The sequence below is a fragment of the Flavobacterium geliluteum genome, from assembly GCF_017948595.1.
GTDB lineage: Bacteria > Bacteroidota > Bacteroidia > Flavobacteriales > Flavobacteriaceae > Flavobacterium > Flavobacterium flavipigmentatum.
The window spans coordinates 51320-71028 of sequence record NZ_JAGFBV010000018.1 but is presented as its reverse complement, the minus strand read 5'-3'; the positions used below and the strand labels follow the sequence as shown (position 1 = coordinate 71028).

Below are 19709 nucleotides of genomic sequence, written 5' to 3'. Positions count from 1 at the left end.
ATTAAAATTTTAAGGTTAAATACATATTAAAATTGCGACCCGGCATCGGTCTGTCTTCAAGACTCTCATACTCTTGATTAAAAAGATTCAAAACCTGAATACCAAGTTTGAAAGAGTCTAAAAATTTAAAATCATAATCAATTCCAATGTTGGAAATCAAATACGCATCTATAATTTCGTTAGGATCATTATCTGCCCTTGTGTATACAAAACCATTGTACAGGATTTGATAATTGGCCGAAATGTTGTTTCGGGAATAGGATATGGCTCCCGTGATTTTGTGAAATGGCACAAAGAAAAGTTGCTTTTTGGTGTCAATATTTTCAGAAATTGTGTAAGCGTAAGTCGCATTTGCTGCAAAATAATTTTTGTCAAACTGTTTTTTCCAACCTAATATTGTTTCGGTTCCGTAGCTTCTTACTTTGTTTGTGTTTTGGGGAGACCAAATACCGTTTTGGCCCGGAACCCATTGCAGTAAATCATTGATTTTAATGTAATAGAAGGTCTGAGTCAGCGATAAGTTTTTAAATGTAAAAACATTCCCGATTTCTGTTTGATAGGAATTTTCGGGTTTTAAATCTGGGTTGCCACCTTCTTCCCAATACAAATCATTGTAGGTTGGAATTCTGAAATTTCGGGAAAAATTAAATTTCAAATTATATAATTTACTAAACTGGTAAGAGGATCCTAGTGAGAATAAAATGGGTGATTTATAATTGTCTGTAAACTCTTTTCTAATACCAAATTCATTTTTCCAGTCTTTTGAAACATCTTGTTTGATCAATAAAGAAGCCGAGCTAATTTCTCTTACGTGACTGCCAAAACCAGAACCGTAACCTTTGGTTCTATTATAGTCTAAAATCCCGTTTATTTCTACCGATTTAAAAAGCCGATAACCCAAATCGACTTTGGTAATCAAACTTTCGGTTTTACCATACGTGAAATCTTTACGAGTATTATCAGCAAAATATTGATAATTTTCAAAAATATAGGCCGTTTTAAAATTGGTCGTTAATTTGCCAAAATCACCATTGTACTCAAGTAAATTTCGATTAAAACCATTGATGTATTTGCTCTTTGTTTCGTTTTCAGAAACCAACGAGGTATTTCGATCGGTGTTAGACGTTTGGCTGTATAGTTTTAAGCTGTTTTTAGTATCAAATTTATATCCTAAATTAGCGCTCATCGTAATTACATCATACTGCCCGTTTTGGTTCCAGCGCTGTTCGCCTCTCCAGGTATAACGGTTGAGATATTTATAATCATTGGTAGAGCTGTTTTTTGAAAAACCAATTTGCGTACTCCACTTTTCGTTAGAAATATTCGTTTTGTAATTGATTCCGATAGTGTTGAAGCTACCATAATCTAGTTTTAGATTGTTCTCAAAACGGTTGTAAAAACTCATATCATTGTTTAAATGAACGGTTCCTCCAACGGCACCACTTCCATAGATCACGCTTCCGCCGCCAGCTTTCACACTGACAGAATTGTAATCTGAACCCGAAATGGTGTTAAAATCAGTACTTCCATTCATTTGCGAATTGATGTTGATTCCGTTCCAGATTACGGCAGTCTGCGAAGACGTCGTTCCTCTAAACGATACTGTCGACAGCATTCCACGACCGTATTCTTTGAAATAAATTGAAGAATTAAAATTTAATAAATTGGTCAGTAATGCTGCATTTTTGTTAATAACCGAATCGCTAAGTTTTAATACCGATTGCGAATTGGAATATTTTTTGAGATTTTTATCAGCAACGATAACTTCTTTAAGATTGAGAATAGAGTCCTGCTGCGCCAAAAGTATCTGGCACAAAAATAGAAAGCAAAATGCAAAGCGTTTTTTTAAAGTCATAATTTCTACACTCTTTTTCCCGAGAGCTCGATAATTGTTTCAAAGGCAGGTCTCCTGGCTTGCGTCTTGTTGTTTACCTTCCCACTCGCGGCGGCGAGCAGTGGTTTGTAGCTAACAACAAGCATTCTTTTTACAGAACTAAGCTTACAGTTGCGGGTACAGCTCAAGATTTATAGTTGTCGAATTTTTGTCGATGACTAGTAACTTGATTCCCTTTTAATGTGTTTTGAAATTAAAACACAACCTTAATTGGATGCAAATATAAAGTTAAAATTATATAATTATCAAATTTCTTTGTTTTTAATTGTCAAATTTTAGGCAAAACAATATTTACAGAGCAATTTTTATGACTTGTCCAAAATCTACTTTATTTTGAAAAGCATCTTTTAGAGGTAAAGAAGTATGATGAGATAAGATGCTTCGAATGGCGCCTGCGTGTGTAACGATAACGAGAGGTTTGTTTGTTTTTTTTGAAAGTTGCTCTGATAGAAATTTGCCGATTCTTTGATGTAAATCTGTAAAAGATTCACCATTATAAGCAGGAATGTTTACAAAATCTTCCATCCACGGATTGAGTTGCTCTGGAGGGATTTCGTTCCAGTTTTTCAATTCCCAATTTCCAAAATTCATTTCCATTAATCGAAAATCTTCCTGATACGAAATAGTTTTTATGTTGCTTTGAATGTGTTTTGCTAAAATAGTACAACGTTGCAAAGGACTTGAAAACACAATTGCTTCTGAAGGTAATTGGGTAAGTATTGCATCAAAAGCAGGTTCGAAATTTTCAGCCAAAGCTACATCAGATTGTCCGTAACAAATTCCTTTTTCGCAAATTGTCTCGGTATGCCGAACTAGATAAATTTCCATAAAAAAAGAAGGCTTAGATAATATATAATTTCGCAAACTTGTTGTGTTGCGCCCAAACAATCTCCAGTGTAACCGCCAATCCATTTCTGGAAATAACGAGCCAAAAAATAGCGGATAATAAAAACTGGAATTAACGCAAGAAGTGTTTTGTAATGAAAGAAGGCAAGTGCAAGCAAAGGCAAAAGACCAAAGAAAAAAGCACCTAAAACCTCTTTCCAAGTGTAATTTTTAGCAATAGGTTTGCTTTTGCTGGTGGCGTCATTACGCGAATATTCATGTGTAAAAATAATCGTTATTGCCGCCAAACGACTCAAAGCATGAGCGGAAATGAAGAGCAGATAAACTTTAAAAATAGTATTTGTATCGGATGTTTGAAGCAATACAATCGAGTCTGAAAGCAATTTGTATTTTAGTAAAAAAAGCAAAACCACACCAATCGCTCCATACGCTCCAATCGCGCTATCTTTCATAATTAGCAAAATCTTTTCTTTAGTCCAGCCTCCGCCAAAACCATCACAAACATCTGCAAATCCGTCTTCATGAAACGCTCCTGTTGTAAGTACCGAGGCAATAATTGCCATAATGACAGCGATTTCTACAGATAGAAAAAGTGATGAAATATAGAAGATTGAAAACGAAATGGTTCCCACTATCCAACCAATCAAAGGAAAATAGCGGGTCGCTTTGTTGAGGTAATCCGGATGGTGATCGATGTTTTTTGGACAGGGAATGCGGGTATAAAACATCAGAGAGGTAAAGAAAATATGAAGTTCTTTTTTCATTAAAAAGAAGGTTTTTATTGGGGTTAAAATTATTTTTTAAATGACATCAGTTTATTTTTGACTCACGCCAGCACTTTCAAAACTAGCCATTTTATTCAAAAAAGATTCCGCTGATTTTAAAACAGGAAAAGCAATCGCACAGCCTGTACCTTCGCCCAAACGCAGATCGAGTTGCAAAATAGGTTTTACGTTTAAATAATCAAGTAGTTTTTGATGTGCTTTTTCGGCAGAACAATGGCAAAAAACAGTATTGTTTTTAATTGTGGGATTTATTTTGGATGCAATTAAAAAAGCGACAGTACAAATGAATCCATCTACCAAAATCAACATTTTGTTTTCGAAAGCCGTTAGCATTCCGCTTGCCATTTGTAGGATCTCAAAACCTCCAAAATAAGCCAGTTGCTCCATCAATTCGGCTTGACCGGAATAATTTTCAATTGCTTTTTTTAGTAAATTTTGCTTCACAATAAGTTTTTCGTCATCAACTCCAGTGCCTTTTCCAACACATTCCTCAATAGTGAAACCTGTTAAAACACTCATTAAAACAGCTGCTGTAGAAGTATTCCCGATGCCCATTTCTCCAAAACCGATGCAGTTGGAACAACTTTTGGTGATGTTTTCAACGATGGATTTTCCTTTTTCAAAACACAATTGTAATTCAGCTTCGCTCATCGCTGGAATATGCAGAAAAGACTGGGTTCCCTTGGCAATTTTAGCATTTATTAAATTGGTATTTGTTGGAAAATCATAATTCACGCCAGCATCTACAATCGATAACCGAATATCATTTTGCTGGCAAAACACATTTATTGCGGCACCACCGTCCAGAAAATTGGCAACCATTTGTCGCGTTACGTCCTGTGGATAGGCACTTACGCCATGATTGGCAATGCCGTGATCTGCCGCAAAAACCACTATATTAGGGTTCGTTATTTTAGGTTCTAAAGTTTGAAAAACTGTCGCCATCTGAAAAGCAAGTGTTTCTAAAACTCCCAAAGCACCGAGTGGCTTTGTTTTTGAGTCGATTTTGTCCTTTAAAAGCCGATCAAAATCAGCTGTTGTTTTAAAGGTTTTGGCAGATTGTAGAGGTAAATCTACAATACTACTTTCCATAATATTTTTTATTTCAGTACAATCCGGTGCTTCCGATTTTTGTTTCCAATGCAATTGTTGCAACATCGGCTGATTGTCATAGTTGGTGGCTGGTTTTCCGATGCAAAAATAGCCTAGTGGCTCTATTTCTTCAGGTAAATTTAGTATTTTCTTGAACTGATAATAATTTAAAATCGAAACCCAACCCATGCCGTAACCTTGTTCAGTAAGGGATAACCAAATGTTTTGCGCGGCACAAACCGAGCTAAATTTTACCGCTTCATTGCTTCCAACAGTGCCAATCGTAAATTGATTCAGAACCGAGCGATCATAAGCGATAATAAGTCCGATGGGCGCTTCTTCAATCGCTTCTAGTTTCAATGATTTATAATGTTCTTTTTGTTCTGGATTGTCAGTGAGCGCTTCTGCTTTTTTATTATAATCTAAAAACAAATTTTTAATGGCGCTTTTTACATCAGCAGACTTGATAATATAATATTTTGTGGCATCAGTCAAACCCACAGATGGCGCCCAATGTCCTGCCTGCAAAGCGTTCTGAATGACTTCATCAGGAACTTCATCAGCTGTAAAGTGGCGAGTATCGCGACGTGATTTTAATATATTATCTAAATAACTCATAAGTTTTAACAATCAAGTACCATTATTTATCCCTTTATTTTGACAGGAATTCCAGAAACCATTAAAACAACTTCATCAGCTTTTGAAGCTAGAAATTGGTTCATCCAGCCTTGCAATTCGGTAAATTTTCTGCCAATATGTGTCTCCGCATGTATGCCCATCCCGATTTCGTTTGTTACAATAATTAAAGTTGTATTTTCCTGGCCGGCCATCATGAGGAACTCTTTTTTGGCTTCTTCAAGACTAATATCTACATCGTTTTTTGTGTCAACAAAAAAGTTCGTTAACCAAAGTGTTACGCAATCAATCAAGGCTACTTTTCCTGAAAAATCAATTTCACTCAAGTGTTTTTCTTTTTCAATATTCGTCCAGCGTTCGTCACGTTCTGATTGGTGTCTGTCAATCCTGTTCTGAAAGTCTGTGTCCCATTTTCTAGCTGTTGCCACATACATTGGCGAATTAGAAAGTCTCAATGCCAAATTTTGAGCGTAACTGCTTTTTCCTGAACGTTCGCCTCCGGTAATCAAATAGATCATGGTTTAAATATTTTTTTTTAGTTTTAATTCGTCTTTAAAAGTATTTTTTCTAAACTAATATGGGCAATGTCTGCATTTGTTTCCACAGCAGGAACCTCTTTTTAAGTGAAACCAGGATTTAAATACGAACTTTTCGTCTTCCAGATAATAATCGATTCCTTCTATTAATTTTTCTGCCTTAGGCAAAGATAGGGCTTTATTTGTAAGTGCTTTTTGGGGTGTAATGGTTGCTACATAGTCATCTATTTTGTCGCTACAAGCCTTTTTGAAACAAGAAGGGCACAGACAATCTGCCGATTCTGAGAGCGTAAAAATAGGAGGAAAATCATTGCACCAGCATTTGTTTTCCTTAGAAATATCTCCGCAGCTAAAAGCCGTTTGACAATTGGAACAAACTTTTGTTTTTATGGCATTCATGATGTAAAGATATTATTTGTTTAATTTTTTACAATTAAAAATAAACACTAAATTTAGAAATAGCGCTACCTTTGTCACTATCCAAAACCTAAATCATGAATTTTTATTTGAAAAAAATAGTTTTTTTGGTACTTTTTTGTACCCTCATCGGATGTAAAAAAACGGAAACCGCAGAGGTTGCAAAAACCGCAATAGCCAAAAATAGTATAGAATATGCTTCTGGACTTTCGATTGTAAAACAAGAAGGATATTCTGTAGTTACGGTGACGAATCCTTGGCCAGAAGCCAATAAAAATTTTACTTATGTGCTAAAAGAAAAAGACGTAAACGTACCGGATAGTTTAAAAAGTTATACTACAATTCAGGTTCCTTTAAACTCGGTAGTAGTGACTTCTACAACAAATATTCCTTTTTTAGAAATGCTCGAAGTTGAAAGTAAACTTGTTGGTTTTCCGCACACCGATTATATTTCTTCAAAAAAAACAAGAGCTTTAATTGATAAAGGCGCCGTTAAAAACGTGGGGCAAAACGAAAAATTAAACATTGAACAATTAATTGCATTAGCGCCTGATCTGATTGTTACGTTTGGAGTAGATAATAATAATCCGACTTTGCATAATTTGAAAAAAAGTGGTTTAAATGTATTTATTCAGGGCGATTGGATGGAGCAATCTCCTTTAGGAAAAGCAGAATGGATCAAACTTTATGGCGCCTTATTTGGTAAAGAAGAAAAAGCCAAAGAATTGTTTGACAAAATAGTACTCAGCTATAATCAATCCAAAAAATTAGTAGCCAGTAAACAGGTTACTTCTAGCGTTTTGTATGGGTCAATGTATCAGGATTTGTGGTACGTAGCGAAGGGGAATAGTTGGGTGGCACAATTTATAAAAGATGCGCAAGCCAACTATTTATGGGAAAATTTAAAAGGAACCGGAAGCGAAGGTTTGTCTTTTGAGAAGGTTTTGGATAAAGCAAAAACGGCTGATTTCTGGATTGCGACAAGTTCTTTTAAATCTTTAGACGAATTAGGAAAAAGCAATCCGCATTATAGTGAGTTTGATTCTTTTAAAAAGAAAACAATTTATACTTTTGAAGCCAAAATGGGCGCTACTGGCGGAACGATTTATTACGAATTGTCACCAAGCCGGCCTGATTTGGTTTTAAAAGATTATATCAAGATTTTTCACCCTGATGCATTGCCAAGTTATGAGTTTACTTTCGCAACAAAATTGAATTAAATTGGCAAATAAAAAGCGAAATATATTTTTATTCCTGTTACTGGCTTTTGTGCTTGTAATCATGTTTTTTGTTAGTATCAGTTTAGGTTCTGTAACGATTCCTTTTAAGGAAGTTTGTACTAGTTTAACAGGTGGTCACGCCAGTAAATCTACATGGGAATATATTATAATCAATTATCGCTTACCCAAAGCAATTACGGCTGTTTTGGTAGGTACGGGATTATCAGTTAGTGGTTTGCTGATGCAAACTTTATTCAGAAACCCGCTGGCGGGACCTTATGTTTTAGGACTAAGTTCCGGCGCCAGTTTAGGGGTTGCTTTTGTGATTTTGGGAGCAGGGTTTTTGCCTTCTTTTTTAAGTGAAATTGCCTTATCGTCTTACGGGATCGTCCTCGCATCTACAGTTGGCAGTACCTTGGTTTTATTATTGGTTTTAGTAGTTTCGCAACAATTACGAGATACGATGGCCATCTTGATTGTAGGTTTGATGTTTGGAAGTTTTACCACCGCTATTGTCAGTGTTTTAACGTACTTTAGTACGGCAGAACAGCTTCAAAAATTTACTTTTTGGTCTATGGGAAATCTCGGAAGCCTGTCATGGAGTACGATTTTTATTTTGACTGTTTGTGTCGGTTTGGGTCTGACTTTAAGTGCGGGAAGTATCAAACCCTTAAATGCGTTGCTTTTGGGCGAGAATTATGCTAAAAGTATGGGTTTAAATTTTAAAAGAGCCCGTTTAGTCATTATTTTGGCTACTAGTATTTTAGCAGGAAGTATCACTGCTTTTGCGGGGCCAATTGCGTTTGTAGGTCTGGCTGTTCCTCATATTGCAAAGCTAACATTTCAAACTAGTAATCATACGATTTTGTTTTGGAGCACCTTGTTTTTGGGTGCCATAATAATGCTTTTTTGCGATGTGGTTTCACAAATGCCAGGTTTTGATGTCACCCTTCCTATCAACGCAATTACTTCTATAATCGGAGCTCCGGTCGTAATTTGGCTTTTGGTTCAAAAAAGAAATTTTCAGTAAAAAGGATTCATCTGGCAACGCAGTAAAGCAGTAAAAATGAAAAATATTTTAACCACTTCAAATTTAACTATTGGCTATAAGTCCAAAAATAATACGGTGACCATTGCAGAAAATCTAAATTTGAATTTCGCTTCCGGAAAACTCATCTCGCTAATCGGTGCAAACGGAATCGGAAAATCAACTTTGTTGCGCACTATTACTGGGATTCAGAAACCTTTGGCGGGACATGTTTTTCTCAAAGATAAAACCATCACGGCTTACTCACCCTTAGATTTGGCACAAAATTTAAGTTTGGTTTTAACCGAAAAACTGCCTTCAAGCAATCTGTCTGTTTTCGAGCTCGTAGCTTTAGGAAGGCAGCCCTATACCAACTGGATTGGGACTCTAACTTCAACCGATATCCAGAAAGTTCAGGAGGCGCTGGAACTCACCCAAATCTCGCATCTGGCCAAAAAAAAGCATTACGAAATTAGCGATGGACAATTGCAAAAAGTATTAATAGCAAGGGCTTTGGCACAAGATACGCCGCTCATTATTCTCGACGAACCCACCACACACCTCGATCTATTGCACAAAGTGTCGTTATTCAAATTACTAAAAAAACTCACGCACGAGACCAATAAATGCATTTTATTTTCTACTCACGACATCGATTTGGCGATACAATTAAGTGACGAAATGATTATTATGACGCCCAATTTAGTCGTGCAGGACGAACCGTGTAACTTAATTTCACAAGGAAATTTCGCAACATTATTCAAAGACGAACACATTGCTTTTGATGCAGAAAAAGGCAAATTTGTAATTACCTAATATTTTTCTCAGGAGCTCATCCTGCTGTCCGCTGTATCTTTTGTTTTTTAAAGAAAAAAACAAAAGGATGCCGCTCCCATAAGGGCTAGAGCAGTCGTATTCATAATTTAAAAAAAAAAACATATTAAAGTTTCAACCCAATTTGCCTTTTGGCTTCACCAAGTACAAAAGCCACAGAATTGGCAATATTAAAACTGCGTATCAATTTTGACATCGGGATTGTCAGATGATTTTCAAAAAGAGCCAACACTTCCTTGCTCAGTCCAACGCTTTCTTTGCCAAAAACCAACCAGTCTCCGTCACGAAATTCGGTTTCCAAATACGATTTCTCAGCATGCGAACTCATCAAAAAAACACGTGATCGATCCGGAATTTGCTGCATCCATTCTTCTATATTTTCATATTCAGTTACATCAAGGTGTACCCAATAATCCAAACCGGAGCGCTTTAGGTTTTTATCATTAATTACAAACCCAAACGGATGGATCAAATGTAATCTACTTTCGGTACCCACACATAATCGACCAATATTTCCCGTATTGTTTGGTATTTCAGGTTCTACAAGAACAACATTTAGCATTTTTTTATATTAAAAAGATTAAAAAATTAAAGCTTTTGAGTAGCATCATCGATGTTAAAATTAGAAACCTCTAAAACTTCCCCAGCTTTTAAGTTTTGCAAATATACATTTCCAATGCGTACACGAACCAATCGCAACGTTGGAAATCCTACTGCCGCAGTCATTTTTCGTACCTGACGAAATTTTCCTTCATTTACTGTTATAGAGGCCCATGTAGTTGGTCCATGGCGCTCATCTCTTATTTTTTTTGCTCTTGGCCCGAAATCAGGGACTTCAGTAACGATAAAAGCACGGCAGGGTTTTGTAATGTATTTGCCACCGTCAAATCCAATTTCGACCCCTTTTTGCAATTGCTCAATAGCTTCGGGAGTAATTACACCATCAACCTGAACATAATATTCTTTATCCACTTTTTTACTTCTTATTTGCTCACTTACTTTTCCGTCAGTGGTTAGCAAAAGCAATCCTTCCGAGTCTTCATCAAGACGACCAATGGCCATAGTGCCTTGAGGAAAATTATAAATTTCGCCTAAAAGTTTTTTCTTTCTTTTAAGTTCATAAATAAATTGACTTAAATAGCCATAAGGTTTAAAAAGTATAAAATGTTGATGCTGGGTATTTTCTAACATTGCGCTGTTTTGTAATGATGCTTTGGTGTACAAAAATAAGTAATTATCGAGCGACATAGGTTTTGTTTCGAAAACATTATACTCGTTTTCGTTTTATTATTCAAACCTAAAAACAGGATTTCTATAGTTGCTGTATTTGTTTTTATTGCAATTGACATAAATTACCTGTTAATTAAAATATCGTTCGCGCTAAGTTAGCCGTTAAGTGTTGTTTTTTGTAAGTTTTTGAATATAATTGTAGTACTTTTACAGTATTAAATTACTACAAATTAGAGATTAATTTACCAGGTAAAAAATAGTATCATGCGACTAAAATTTGAATATCGTAAAGCAATACATTACACGTTGTTGTGTTGCGTTATTATTTTGCAGATGGCGGTAATTTTTATTTGGTACCATCAAACATCAAACGAGGATAAGATTGCAAAAAAGTTTGATGAAATGGCTGTTTTGGATAAATTATCGGAGTTTACAATCAAGGTCAATAATTCTTTTATTATTTCTCAAGGATATTTTTATGATTATCTGAATACTAAAGACGAGAAGGCATTAAACAAATACACAAATTCATTAAAGCAAATGAGTTTTTTGATAGATAGTCTTGAGTCTATCACCAAGAATAACAATGCTTTGAAAGAAACATTATTAAAAAGAGATCAAACTCAGCTGGATATTTCTCTCCTAAAACATGCTATAGATTCTGTCTTGGATCACGGTCTAAAGTCAGGCAGTAATCAGCAATCGAGAATTGCGGATTTTACTAAATTTGAATCAGAAAAAATAATAGATAGTATAAAAGTACATTCGACTTTAAAAATAGACAGCATTGCAAAAAAAGGACTTCTTGCCCGTTTAGGAAGCGCCATAGCCGGAAAAACCGAGATACAAAAAGAGCAATTGAATATCGTGGTGACCATGAAATACAAAAATAAAGTGGTCTCAGGAAGTTTAGAGGAGCAAATAGCGAATCTTTTTGCAGAAACTAATGCATTTTATAAAACTGAATTTGATAAAATAAAAAGTACATTTTCTAATTTAAGAGAGAAAGATCAGGAGCTTATCGGCGTTAATAAAGATGTATTTAAGTTAAGCCAGAGCATTCTTCCTAGTTATATCAACACAATAAACGATTTGCAAAAAAAGAATAAAGAAAACATTCTAAATCAATATGAAGTCAACAAATCTGTACGAAGTTATCATATTGTGATATTGATTTTATTGATGTTGTTTATCACGATAATGCTTTTAAATTTTACCCGCATCTCGTTTGATTACGAAAAAAGACTAACTATTGCACAGCAAAAAATCAGTCAAAGTTTGAGTTTTAAAAATAGAATTATGGGAATGATTAGTCACGAAATCAGATCTCCGTTAAGTATTATTTCGATTTACAGTTCAATAATTGATTCGATGGTAAAAGAAAAAGAGGCGAAAGAAGTTTTTAAATCAATTGAGTTTACGACCAATTCATTATTGCTTCTGGCCAATCAAATTTTAGCTTATTCAAAAGATGAAAACCGCAAATTTGATCTGCAGCACAAGGAAATTATGCTGAAATCAGAACTGGATCAAATTATTAGTTCTTTGGCATATCTGGCCGAAAGTAAGGGTAATAAGGTAGAAATGCAATCGAATATAGATGCAAATTGTAAAGTTTACTCTGATGCAGGAAAAATTCACCAACTTTTTTATAATATTATAGGTAATGCCAACAAGTTTACTAAAAATGGACTAATTTTAGTGGTGCTTGATTTAGAAGACAAATCAAATTTGGAATATAATTTGAAAGTGTCAGTAAAAGATAACGGAATAGGTATTGCAGACCAGGATTTGAAAAATATTTTTGAATCGTATTATCAGGGTATGGTCTCAGAAAAAGTATATGATTTGGGTGTTGGTTTGGGACTGAATTTGTGCAGAGAAATAGTGACTTTGTTTGGAGGCGAAATCCATGTTGAAAGTCAGGAAGGAAAAGGAACCACAATCACATTCAGCTTGTTGTTAAATAAAATGTAAAAGAAATTTTAATCAAATAAAATAATTAGTCAAAAAAATAATGACACAACTATCAAAAAAAAATAATTTTTTATTATCAGATGATCATAGTGTTGTAAGGCAGGGCATTGCTTTGTTGATAAAATCTGAATTTCCCAGCGCAGAAATTTATCAGGCAGGAACTTTCAAAGATACTTTTAAAGTACTGAACGAAACTAAAATTGACATCATGATTTTAGATATCAATTTTCCTGACGGAAGTAGTTTAAACTTAATAAGCGATATTTTAAATATTCAGCCAGAGATCAAGATTTTGATGTTTTCTGCCTATGATGAAAATATTTATGCCATGCGATATCTGAACGCGGGTGCTTCAGGCTATCTTAATAAAGGGAGCACGATGGAGGATATGGCGGCAGCGATAAAAAGTATGGTACTCACAGGAAAATATTTGTCTGTTAATGTAAAGAACAAAATTTTGGATACTTATATCTCTAAAAAGTCAATAAATCCAATTGATCACTTGTCTAAAAGAGAGATAGAGGTTGCAAAACTGCTCATCAGGGGTTATGGAAATCTTGAAATTTCTGAATTACTTGACATTAAAAAAAACACGGTAAGTACCTTTAAAAACAGGATTTTTGAAAAACTGGACCTTGATAACGTTGCCGATTTGATTATGTTTTTTCAATTGTATTATGAAGAAAGTCAGTGATCAAATGGCTTTTTTCGGCAGTAATCCAAAAGAAATATTTTAACTGCCATTGTTGTGTTTTTTGTGCCTGCTTGCTGTTTGTTTCGTCCCAAGGCGGATAAACCCGAATTGCTCGCTTACCTTCTTTATTTGAAGTAGAAAAAACTCCTTCTTTAAGTAATATGTGTTTAGGAAAAATAAATTGCCCCAAATCGTTTTCCTTTCTAACACTAACAATTACGGCGTCTATAGGATCATCCGAATCAAAAGGCTCGATAATTTTATCTTTATTTCGTTTCCATAAAGTAACAAACTGCCCCGTTTTTGTAGGTGTGATTTTGGCTGTTCGATAACAAATTTTTATCGAATTAAGAGTAAATCTAAACGCATTATAATCCTGGCTTTCAGGTTCTGACAAAGGTACAGTGCACTCTAATTTATGCCTGTCGTAAATCAATTCTTTTGCAATAATTAAATCATTTGGTACGCTTTTTTCAATCCAATTATTGTGTGGTGTCATTTTAATAAGTATGGTAAATATGGGACTAAAAATACATCAATTTTTTTAGAACGAAACATTTAACCCAAAATTGAATGACCACTGAAACTGGTTGAAAGACTGATTATCCAACGGATTTACATAATAATTCATTCCAGGTTCTATAAAAACATTTGTTTTTTTGTACAAACGATATTGTAAAGTACTGCTTAACAATGAGCCATAGACAAAACTGTTCGCATTCTGGTTCTCGCCAATAGCGCTACCGTTTAGATACACATCATTCGAAATTAATTTTCCAACAAAACCTCCCGTATTCAGACTTACAGTCGTTTTATTTTTATTCAGAATAAAGTAGGAAACTTCAAAAGGCATTTCAAGATATTTCAAACGTTGGTCTACATCGCCACTTTCAAAACTAGCGGTATTCATGACTCCGTTATTTACATTATTAGTAACATTGTCATTGGTAGCAGAAGCTACAAAAACAAAATCAGTACTGTTTGAAATTCGGGTTGATGGTGAGCGATCGGCAGAGACTTCTTCTGGTTTCATAAAAGCAATGCTTTTTGTATCGATATACGAAACATTGGCGAGACTTTGCCCGAGTTCGTTAATTTTTAGCCCAGAACTTACTGCCCATTTTTTATTGAGTTTATAATTTGTTTTTACTCCGTAAGCATTACTTTGTTTAGGCGAGTTTACATTGCCCAAAGTTTTGTCGTTTTTATAGTTTTCAGAATTGGCGATACCTGCAAAAACTTCGACAGACCATTTTTCGGCTTTAGATATCAGACTTGCTTTTTCGTCTATTTCCTTCTCTTTTTTCGGGTTTTTTAGTGATTCTTCCAAGTTATGAAGTTCGGCTAATTGCAGAGAATCGGTTTTGGTCAATAAAACAGTTGCATCGGTATTTTTTCTTTCAGTAAAAGCAATCGCCTTCTGACTAGGTAAATTTTCGGTTACTATTCCAGATTGACTTCCGTTTGTTTTATTTTGAATGTTATTATTTGCAGTGATTGCCGTTTTATTTTCAGCATCGAATTTATCTTTTGCTATAAACTCTTTTGAAGCATTTTTATTTTGAATGTTATCATTTGCCGCGATTGCCATTTTGTTTTCAGCATCGAATTTGTCTTTTGCTACAGACTCTTTTGGAGCATTTTTATTTTGAATATTATCATTTGCAGCGATTGCCGTTTTATTTTCAGCATCGAATTTATCTTTTGCTACAGCTTCTTTTGGAGCATTTTTATTTTGAATATTATCATTTGCCGCGATTGCCGTTTTGTTTTCAGCATCGAATTTATCTTTTGCTACAGACTCTTTTGAAATATTTTTATTCTGAATATTATCATTTGCAGTGATTGCCGTTTTATTTTCAGCATCGAATTTGTCTTTTGCTACAGACTCTTTTGAAGTATTTTTATTTTGAATATTATCATTTGCCGCGATTGCTGCTTTATTTTCAGCATCGAGTTTATCTTTTGCTACAGCTTCTTTTGGAGCATTTTTATTTTGAATATTATCATTTGCCGCGATTGCCATTTTGTTTTCAGCATCGAATTTATCTTTTGCTACAGCTTCTTTTGAAATGTTTTTATTTTGAAGGGAAGTATTTAAAACTATGGCATTAGCATTTTCTACTCCTTTATTATCATTACTTTTAAAGGATGTATTTTGATTTGGAGAAAATCCATTTGGAAGTTTTTCTTCCGTCAATGTTGATTTTGCTGCTATAGTTTCAGATTTGACATTTTCTTTGGTTTTTTCGTGCGATGTTTCAGCATTCACTTTACTTGAAGAATTTGCTTCTACAACAACCAAATTGTTTTGATTGGCCGCATTCTGATTTGATTGTTCTGATTTGTTTTTGATGCTTGAAACTCTGATTGTTTTTTCAGTTTGAATATTTGTATTACTTTTTATTGTACTGTTTTTAGAATCTTGATCAGTATCTATTTCTTTATTTAAAAACACATTTTTATTTTCTATTGCTCCGGGAGAAATTGCTTTGTCAGATTTTGAATTAAAATAAAGCACAGACGGAATCGATAGACCCAACAGTAAACTTGCGGCGGCAGACCACCACAGAATAGCTCTTTTTTTCTTTTTGGGTTGGTCCAACTGCTCTTCTATTTTGTCCCACAATTCGGGTGGTGGAACGCTCGAAAAGTGTTCTATCGATGAAAAAATATCTTCTATATTTTGCTTTTTCATGCTGTCTTAAAATTTTTAATACTCAAAATTCTTTTTTGCAAAATTCGTTTGGCTCGGTTTAAATTTGATTTTGAAGTTCCTTCTGAAATTTTTAATAATTCGGCGATCTCTTTGTGTTTCATTTTTTCAAAAACATACAAATTAAAAACCATCCGGTATTGATCGGGTAAATCCCTTATGTATTCCAGTAATTTTTCTTGTTCTATTGGGAAAATTTCCAGCTCTTCTTCATCAGTAACATTGACATCGGGATCAAAAACATCCAGAAAAAAACTTTCTTTTCTTTTTTTATTCAATGTTTCAATCAGTTTATTGATAAAAATTCGTTTTAACCATCCTTCAAAACTTCCTTCAAATTTGTATTGATGTATTTTTTCAAAAACAATGATAAAAGCTTCTTGAAAAACGTCTTTGGCATCATCTTCGTTTTTCATGTATTTTAGACAAATACCATACAAAACAGGAGAGAACAACTGATAAATTTTCAGTTGTCCTCCTCTGTCATTTTGAACGCATTGCTTGATATATGTCTCTAAATCGTTTTTCAAAAAAGTATTAATTTGATTGTGCAAAAATAAGCTTTTCTATTGTATAGAATTATCTTTTATAAATAGACTTTGCTCCGTCTGTTGCGTTTATTACAATAGTTAGATGTTCATTATCAAGGTTTTCGATCACATACGTTGTGCCCTCAAAACTGATTAAATCGTGTTCTAAACTATCGATAGCACTAATGCCTTTTTTGAGCTCATACGTACTGTTTCTAATTTCTACATTGTTCTTAAAAGTAATAACTCTGCCATCGCTGGTAAAAGTAATTTTTTTGTTATACCCAATACTTTTTGGTGTTGAAACATAAGGATTGTTTGCACTGCCAATAGATTTTTCCCAAACCCATGTATCAATAATGGTATTAGACTTTTTGGTGGCAGATTCTAAAGAATAGGCATTCGAAAAAATACTTAATAAGATAAGGAATATGAAGTTTTTTTTCATGATGAGCTGTATTTTTTTAGAGCTGTAATTTTATCCTGAATCGCTTTTTTGAAAGCTTTGATTTCGACACTCTGGTCTGCTGTGTCTTTGTTATCAATATAAATTTTGGTTGTATTACCATCTTGACGAAGCTCAAAATAAACACCTCCCTGATCTGATGAATCTGGAGCACCATAGGTTTTTGTTTGTCCTTTTAAGTTTAAAATTTCGGCAGGAATGCTTTTTAGAAACAACGTATAATCGCCTACTTTTCCAGTAGTTGTATTTTTGTATTGGCTAAAATTGTACTGATTAAGAACTACGTTTTTAAACTCAATAGTGTTGTAATCGTTTATCTGAAAAAAGTTCAAACAACCACCACCAGCGCAAACACTAGAATAATTACCCACAATCATCGTATTGGCAGACTGTGTCGTTTTGTTAAAATAAATAGTTTTAGAAGTCTTCGGAATCAAAATAAAGTCTGTTGGGTAAGTAGTTCCGTCTGTGATCACTTCGTTTGGAAGTGGCGACTTCTCATAATAATTAATCACGATCTGGCAGTTGTTTTCTACGATAGAACTCATTTTTATAGCATAACCACTAGTAGGTTTTGCTCCGGCGTAAATACCGATCAAATAGTTTTTTGTAAAATCGATGGCTGGATCGCTTGGTACCGTGCAAGTATTTTCATGTTTTGTAAAATTGACTTCCAGTTTTTCTTGCGAATTTACGATTAGTGCGGTTGCATTATTAGGCATAGTTTTCACGCTATAATTGCATAAAAGAGGAAATCCCGTAAAAGAAACGTCTTCATACGCTCCGCATGTATCCTGAATATCATCACCAAGAGAACAAGAACTTAATCCGAAAGCGATCAACAAACTCAACATAATTTTTTTCATGGTCAATATTTTTTTAATAGATTATATGTTAAATAGATGCCTGATATTTGAAATGGTTGCGTCAAAAGAATTATTTTTTTGAGTCCGACTTCGATTTGTTTGTTTAATTTAGGGCTACAAATAAATAGTGAAATTTTATTTTTTGAATCCAGAACTAAGTTTTATGGCGTACTTTTACTCTAAATTAACCGTGATATGTTGCAACAGATTCCGCTTTTCGTAGCTTTTATAATAGCATTATTTTTAGGGATTTACTTGGGTAAATTGCTGTTCTCAGCTCGTTTTCAATCCGAGAAAGTGAGTTTGGATGAAAGATTAAATGCAGCAAACTTTCAATTGCTGGCCTTAAAAGAACAACTGGAAAAAGAAAGGAACAATTTCGATAAAAATTTTTCGCAGCTAAATTTCGAAAAAGAAAACATTCGAACAGAAAAAGACAGTCTGGCCATTCAGCTTTCTAAAAAAGAAGTAGATTTTGAGAATTTATGGGAGCGCCACAAAGAACAAAAAGCAGAGATAACAGAGTTGCAGGAAAAATTTACCAAAGAATTTGAAAATCTGGCCAATAAGATACTCGAAGAAAAATCGGCTAAGTTTACAGAGCAGAATAGCGAAAACATGAAGAACATCCTGTTGCCTTTGCAGGATAAAATTCAAGGTTTTGAGCAAAAGGTAGAGCAAACCCATAAAGAGAGTATCGATTATCATGCGGCATTGCGCCAACAAATTTTGGGTTTGAGTGAGATGAATGCGCAAATGAGCAAAGAAACCTTAAACTTAACCAAAGCTTTAAAAGGCGACAGCAAAATGCAGGGCAATTGGGGAGAGCTGGTTCTGGAGCGCGTTTTAGAAAAATCGGGTTTAGAAAAAGGACGCGAGTACGAAGTCCAGCAAAGTTTTACCAATGCCGAAGGAAGTCGCGTATTTCCTGATGTGGTGATCAATTTGCCGGACGGAAAAAAGATGATTGTAGATTCTAAAGTCTCGCTGACGGCCTACGAAAGATGGACAAACGAAGAATCGGAGATTTTAAAAATCGATTTTTTAAAAGAGCATGTCAACTCGATAAAAAGGCATGTCGAGCAACTCGGCAGTAAAAATTATCACGATTTGTATCAAATAGAGAGCCCCGATTTTGTTTTACTTTTTATTCCAATCGAACCCGCTTTTGCGATTGCGCTCAACGAAGATTCCTCTTTATACAACAAAGCCTTTGATCGCAATATTGTTATCGTAACGCCGACTACTTTATTGGCTACTTTGCGCACGATTGACAGTATGTGGACGAACCAAAAACAGCAGGAAAATGCCTTTGAAATTGCACGTCAGGCGGGTGCCTTATACGATAAGTTTGAAGGTTTTGTAGCCGATCTGGTTAGAATAGGAAACAAAATTAAAGATACCAAAACCGAATACGAAAGCGCCATGAGCAAACTTGTTGACGGAAGAGGAAACTTAATATCAAGTGTAGAAAAATTAAAAAAAATGGGGGCAAAAGCCAAAAAATCGCTTCCCGAAAATATTATCGCCAGAGCTAATAATGCCGAGGAAAATCAATCTTTAAATTAGAATAAGATGAAAAAGTTTATCATAATTGGTGTCGCTGCGGGTCTGTTTGTTGCTGCGGTTTATTTTGCATTTGTTTATTATGTGCCTTATAGCGAAGGGTATCGCTCTGGCGAATTGATCCGAATGAGCCATAAAGGCGTGCTGATGAAAACCTGGGAAGGCGAGCTGAGTCAAGGGGTTTCAGGCTCTCAGATTTTCAGGTTCTCTGTTCTCGACACAGATCAAAAAGTAGTAGACGACCTCAACAAATTTCAGGGGCAATATGTAAAACTTACCTACGAAGAGCGCTATAAAACGTTTAGCTGGTGGGGAGAATCTCGGTTTTATGTTACAGCCGTAGAAAAAGAAAGTTCCCCATTTAAATATAAATAATA

At 34.7% G+C, this 19709-nt stretch carries 20 protein-coding genes and 1 riboswitch; of the genes, 7 read left to right on the top strand and 13 right to left on the bottom strand.

Going from position 1 to position 19709, the window contains the following annotated elements; genetic code table 11:
- Position 1 precedes the first annotated feature (1 nt).
- The 6 genes from J3495_RS12215 to J3495_RS12190 form a co-directional block, all read right to left on the bottom strand.
- Complete coding sequence (locus J3495_RS12215) at positions 2-1855, bottom strand: TonB-dependent receptor plug domain-containing protein (protein ID WP_210666832.1); 1854 nt, start codon at positions 1853-1855, stop codon at positions 2-4.
- A 27-nt stretch (positions 1856-1882) separates the two neighbouring features.
- Positions 1883-2118: riboswitch (cobalamin riboswitch) on the bottom strand.
- 67 nt (positions 2119-2185) lie between these two features.
- Positions 2186-2722: an alpha-ribazole phosphatase gene (gene cobC, locus J3495_RS12210; RefSeq protein ID WP_210666831.1), complete on the bottom strand. Its 537-nt coding sequence runs from the start codon at positions 2720-2722 to the stop codon at positions 2186-2188.
- A complete protein-coding gene (locus tag J3495_RS12205; protein WP_210666830.1) occupies positions 2707-3504 on the bottom strand; it encodes an adenosylcobinamide-GDP ribazoletransferase in 798 nt (265 codons plus the stop codon). Before J3495_RS12205 ends, cobC begins: the two co-directional genes overlap by 16 nt.
- Before the next feature lie 51 nt (positions 3505-3555).
- Entirely contained in the window at positions 3556-5235 is a 1680-nt protein-coding gene (cobT, locus tag J3495_RS12200) for a nicotinate-nucleotide--dimethylbenzimidazole phosphoribosyltransferase (protein WP_210666829.1), read from the bottom strand.
- Between the two features lie 26 nt (positions 5236-5261).
- Entirely contained in the window at positions 5262-5771 is a 510-nt protein-coding gene (cobU, locus tag J3495_RS12195; protein WP_210666828.1) for a bifunctional adenosylcobinamide kinase/adenosylcobinamide-phosphate guanylyltransferase, read from the bottom strand.
- Between the two features lie 54 nt (positions 5772-5825).
- Positions 5826-6188 carry a DUF5522 domain-containing protein gene (locus J3495_RS12190; protein WP_210666827.1) on the bottom strand — a complete coding sequence of 121 codons (363 nt, stop codon included), beginning with the start codon at positions 6186-6188 and terminating at the stop codon, positions 5826-5828.
- Between the two features lie 95 nt (positions 6189-6283).
- Between J3495_RS12190 and J3495_RS12185 the strand changes: the two genes are divergently transcribed.
- The 3 genes from J3495_RS12185 to J3495_RS12175 are packed head-to-tail and all read left to right on the top strand — an operon-like array spanning position 6284 to position 9269.
- A complete protein-coding gene (locus J3495_RS12185; RefSeq protein ID WP_210666826.1) occupies positions 6284-7426 on the top strand; it encodes an ABC transporter substrate-binding protein in 1143 nt (380 codons plus the stop codon).
- A 1-nt stretch (position 7427) separates the two neighbouring features.
- The gene (locus J3495_RS12180; protein ID WP_236025459.1) at positions 7428-8456 is read left to right on the top strand and encodes an iron ABC transporter permease; all 1029 of its coding nucleotides are present in this window, start codon (positions 7428-7430) and stop codon (positions 8454-8456) included.
- Between the two features lie 36 nt (positions 8457-8492).
- Complete coding sequence (locus J3495_RS12175) at positions 8493-9269, top strand: ABC transporter ATP-binding protein (protein WP_210666825.1); 777 nt, start codon at positions 8493-8495, stop codon at positions 9267-9269.
- Positions 9270-9393: 124 nt separating this feature from the next.
- Here J3495_RS12175 and J3495_RS12170 read toward each other — a convergent pair whose 3' ends face one another.
- Positions 9394-9849 carry a tRNA (cytidine(34)-2'-O)-methyltransferase gene (locus J3495_RS12170; RefSeq protein ID WP_210666824.1) on the bottom strand — a complete coding sequence of 152 codons (456 nt, stop codon included), beginning with the start codon at positions 9847-9849 and terminating at the stop codon, positions 9394-9396.
- Between the two features lie 26 nt (positions 9850-9875).
- Positions 9876-10478: a pseudouridine synthase gene (locus J3495_RS12165; protein WP_210666849.1), complete on the bottom strand. Its 603-nt coding sequence runs from the start codon at positions 10476-10478 to the stop codon at positions 9876-9878.
- Between the two features lie 303 nt (positions 10479-10781).
- Between J3495_RS12165 and J3495_RS12160 the strand changes: the two genes are divergently transcribed.
- A complete protein-coding gene (locus J3495_RS12160; protein WP_210666823.1) occupies positions 10782-12494 on the top strand; it encodes a sensor histidine kinase in 1713 nt (570 codons plus the stop codon).
- Between the two features lie 40 nt (positions 12495-12534).
- A complete protein-coding gene (locus J3495_RS12155; RefSeq protein ID WP_210666822.1) occupies positions 12535-13188 on the top strand; it encodes a response regulator in 654 nt (217 codons plus the stop codon).
- Here the strand turns inward: J3495_RS12155 and J3495_RS12150 are convergent.
- Genes J3495_RS12150 through J3495_RS12130 form a run of 5 tightly spaced genes read right to left on the bottom strand, consistent with a single transcriptional unit; the run spans position 13151 to position 17766 of the window.
- On the bottom strand, positions 13151-13687 hold the full coding sequence (locus J3495_RS12150; protein WP_210666821.1) for a MepB family protein: 537 nt from the start codon (positions 13685-13687) through the stop codon (positions 13151-13153). The two genes, J3495_RS12155 and J3495_RS12150, sit on opposite strands and share 38 nt — an antisense overlap.
- A gap of 45 nt (positions 13688-13732) precedes the next feature.
- Positions 13733-15886 carry a hypothetical protein gene (locus J3495_RS12145; RefSeq protein ID WP_210666820.1) on the bottom strand — a complete coding sequence of 718 codons (2154 nt, stop codon included), beginning with the start codon at positions 15884-15886 and terminating at the stop codon, positions 13733-13735.
- Positions 15883-16434, bottom strand: coding sequence for an RNA polymerase sigma factor (locus J3495_RS12140; protein WP_210666819.1), 552 nt, complete (start codon positions 16432-16434; stop codon positions 15883-15885). Before J3495_RS12140 ends, J3495_RS12145 begins: the two co-directional genes overlap by 4 nt.
- Positions 16435-16483: 49 nt before the next feature.
- Positions 16484-16882 (bottom strand): hypothetical protein, encoded by a 399-nt coding sequence (locus J3495_RS12135; protein WP_210666818.1) that lies wholly within the window; start codon positions 16880-16882, stop codon positions 16484-16486.
- Positions 16879-17766, bottom strand: coding sequence for a protease complex subunit PrcB family protein (locus J3495_RS12130; RefSeq protein WP_210666817.1), 888 nt, complete (start codon positions 17764-17766; stop codon positions 16879-16881). The genes J3495_RS12135 and J3495_RS12130 overlap by 4 nt, the downstream gene beginning before the upstream one ends.
- A 195-nt stretch (positions 17767-17961) precedes the next feature.
- On the opposite strand from J3495_RS12130, the gene rmuC reads away from it, so the two are divergent.
- Positions 17962-19335, top strand: a complete 1374-nt coding sequence (rmuC, locus tag J3495_RS12125) for a DNA recombination protein RmuC (protein ID WP_210666816.1) — start codon at positions 17962-17964, stop codon at positions 19333-19335.
- A 6-nt stretch (positions 19336-19341) separates the two neighbouring features.
- Positions 19342-19707 (top strand): 6-phosphogluconate dehydrogenase, encoded by a 366-nt coding sequence (locus J3495_RS12120; RefSeq protein ID WP_210666815.1) that lies wholly within the window; start codon positions 19342-19344, stop codon positions 19705-19707.
- Positions 19708-19709: the final 2 nt, after the last annotated feature.

Coding starts and splice junctions, on each gene's coding strand:
- J3495_RS12215 (WP_210666832.1), bottom strand. CDS start 1,855: ATGACTTTAAAAAAACGCTTTGCATTTTGCTTTCTATTTTTGTGCCAG.
- cobC (WP_210666831.1), bottom strand. CDS start 2,722: ATGGAAATTTATCTAGTTCGGCATACCGAGACAATTTGCGAAAAAGGA.
- J3495_RS12205 (WP_210666830.1), bottom strand. CDS start 3,504: ATGAAAAAAGAACTTCATATTTTCTTTACCTCTCTGATGTTTTATACC.
- cobT (WP_210666829.1), bottom strand. CDS start 5,235: ATGAGTTATTTAGATAATATATTAAAATCACGTCGCGATACTCGCCAC.
- cobU (WP_210666828.1), bottom strand. CDS start 5,771: ATGATCTATTTGATTACCGGAGGCGAACGTTCAGGAAAAAGCAGTTAC.
- J3495_RS12190 (WP_210666827.1), bottom strand. CDS start 6,188: ATGAATGCCATAAAAACAAAAGTTTGTTCCAATTGTCAAACGGCTTTT.
- J3495_RS12185 (WP_210666826.1), top strand. CDS start 6,284: ATGAATTTTTATTTGAAAAAAATAGTTTTTTTGGTACTTTTTTGTACC.
- J3495_RS12175 (WP_210666825.1), top strand. CDS start 8,493: ATGAAAAATATTTTAACCACTTCAAATTTAACTATTGGCTATAAGTCC.
- J3495_RS12170 (WP_210666824.1), bottom strand. CDS start 9,849: ATGCTAAATGTTGTTCTTGTAGAACCTGAAATACCAAACAATACGGGA.
- J3495_RS12165 (WP_210666849.1), bottom strand. CDS start 10,478: ATGTTAGAAAATACCCAGCATCAACATTTTATACTTTTTAAACCTTAT.
- J3495_RS12160 (WP_210666823.1), top strand. CDS start 10,782: ATGCGACTAAAATTTGAATATCGTAAAGCAATACATTACACGTTGTTG.
- J3495_RS12155 (WP_210666822.1), top strand. CDS start 12,535: ATGACACAACTATCAAAAAAAAATAATTTTTTATTATCAGATGATCAT.
- J3495_RS12150 (WP_210666821.1), bottom strand. CDS start 13,687: ATGACACCACACAATAATTGGATTGAAAAAAGCGTACCAAATGATTTA.
- J3495_RS12145 (WP_210666820.1), bottom strand. CDS start 15,886: ATGAAAAAGCAAAATATAGAAGATATTTTTTCATCGATAGAACACTTT.
- J3495_RS12135 (WP_210666818.1), bottom strand. CDS start 16,882: ATGAAAAAAAACTTCATATTCCTTATCTTATTAAGTATTTTTTCGAAT.
- J3495_RS12130 (WP_210666817.1), bottom strand. CDS start 17,766: ATGAAAAAAATTATGTTGAGTTTGTTGATCGCTTTCGGATTAAGTTCT.
- rmuC (WP_210666816.1), top strand. CDS start 17,962: ATGTTGCAACAGATTCCGCTTTTCGTAGCTTTTATAATAGCATTATTT.
- J3495_RS12120 (WP_210666815.1), top strand. CDS start 19,342: ATGAAAAAGTTTATCATAATTGGTGTCGCTGCGGGTCTGTTTGTTGCT.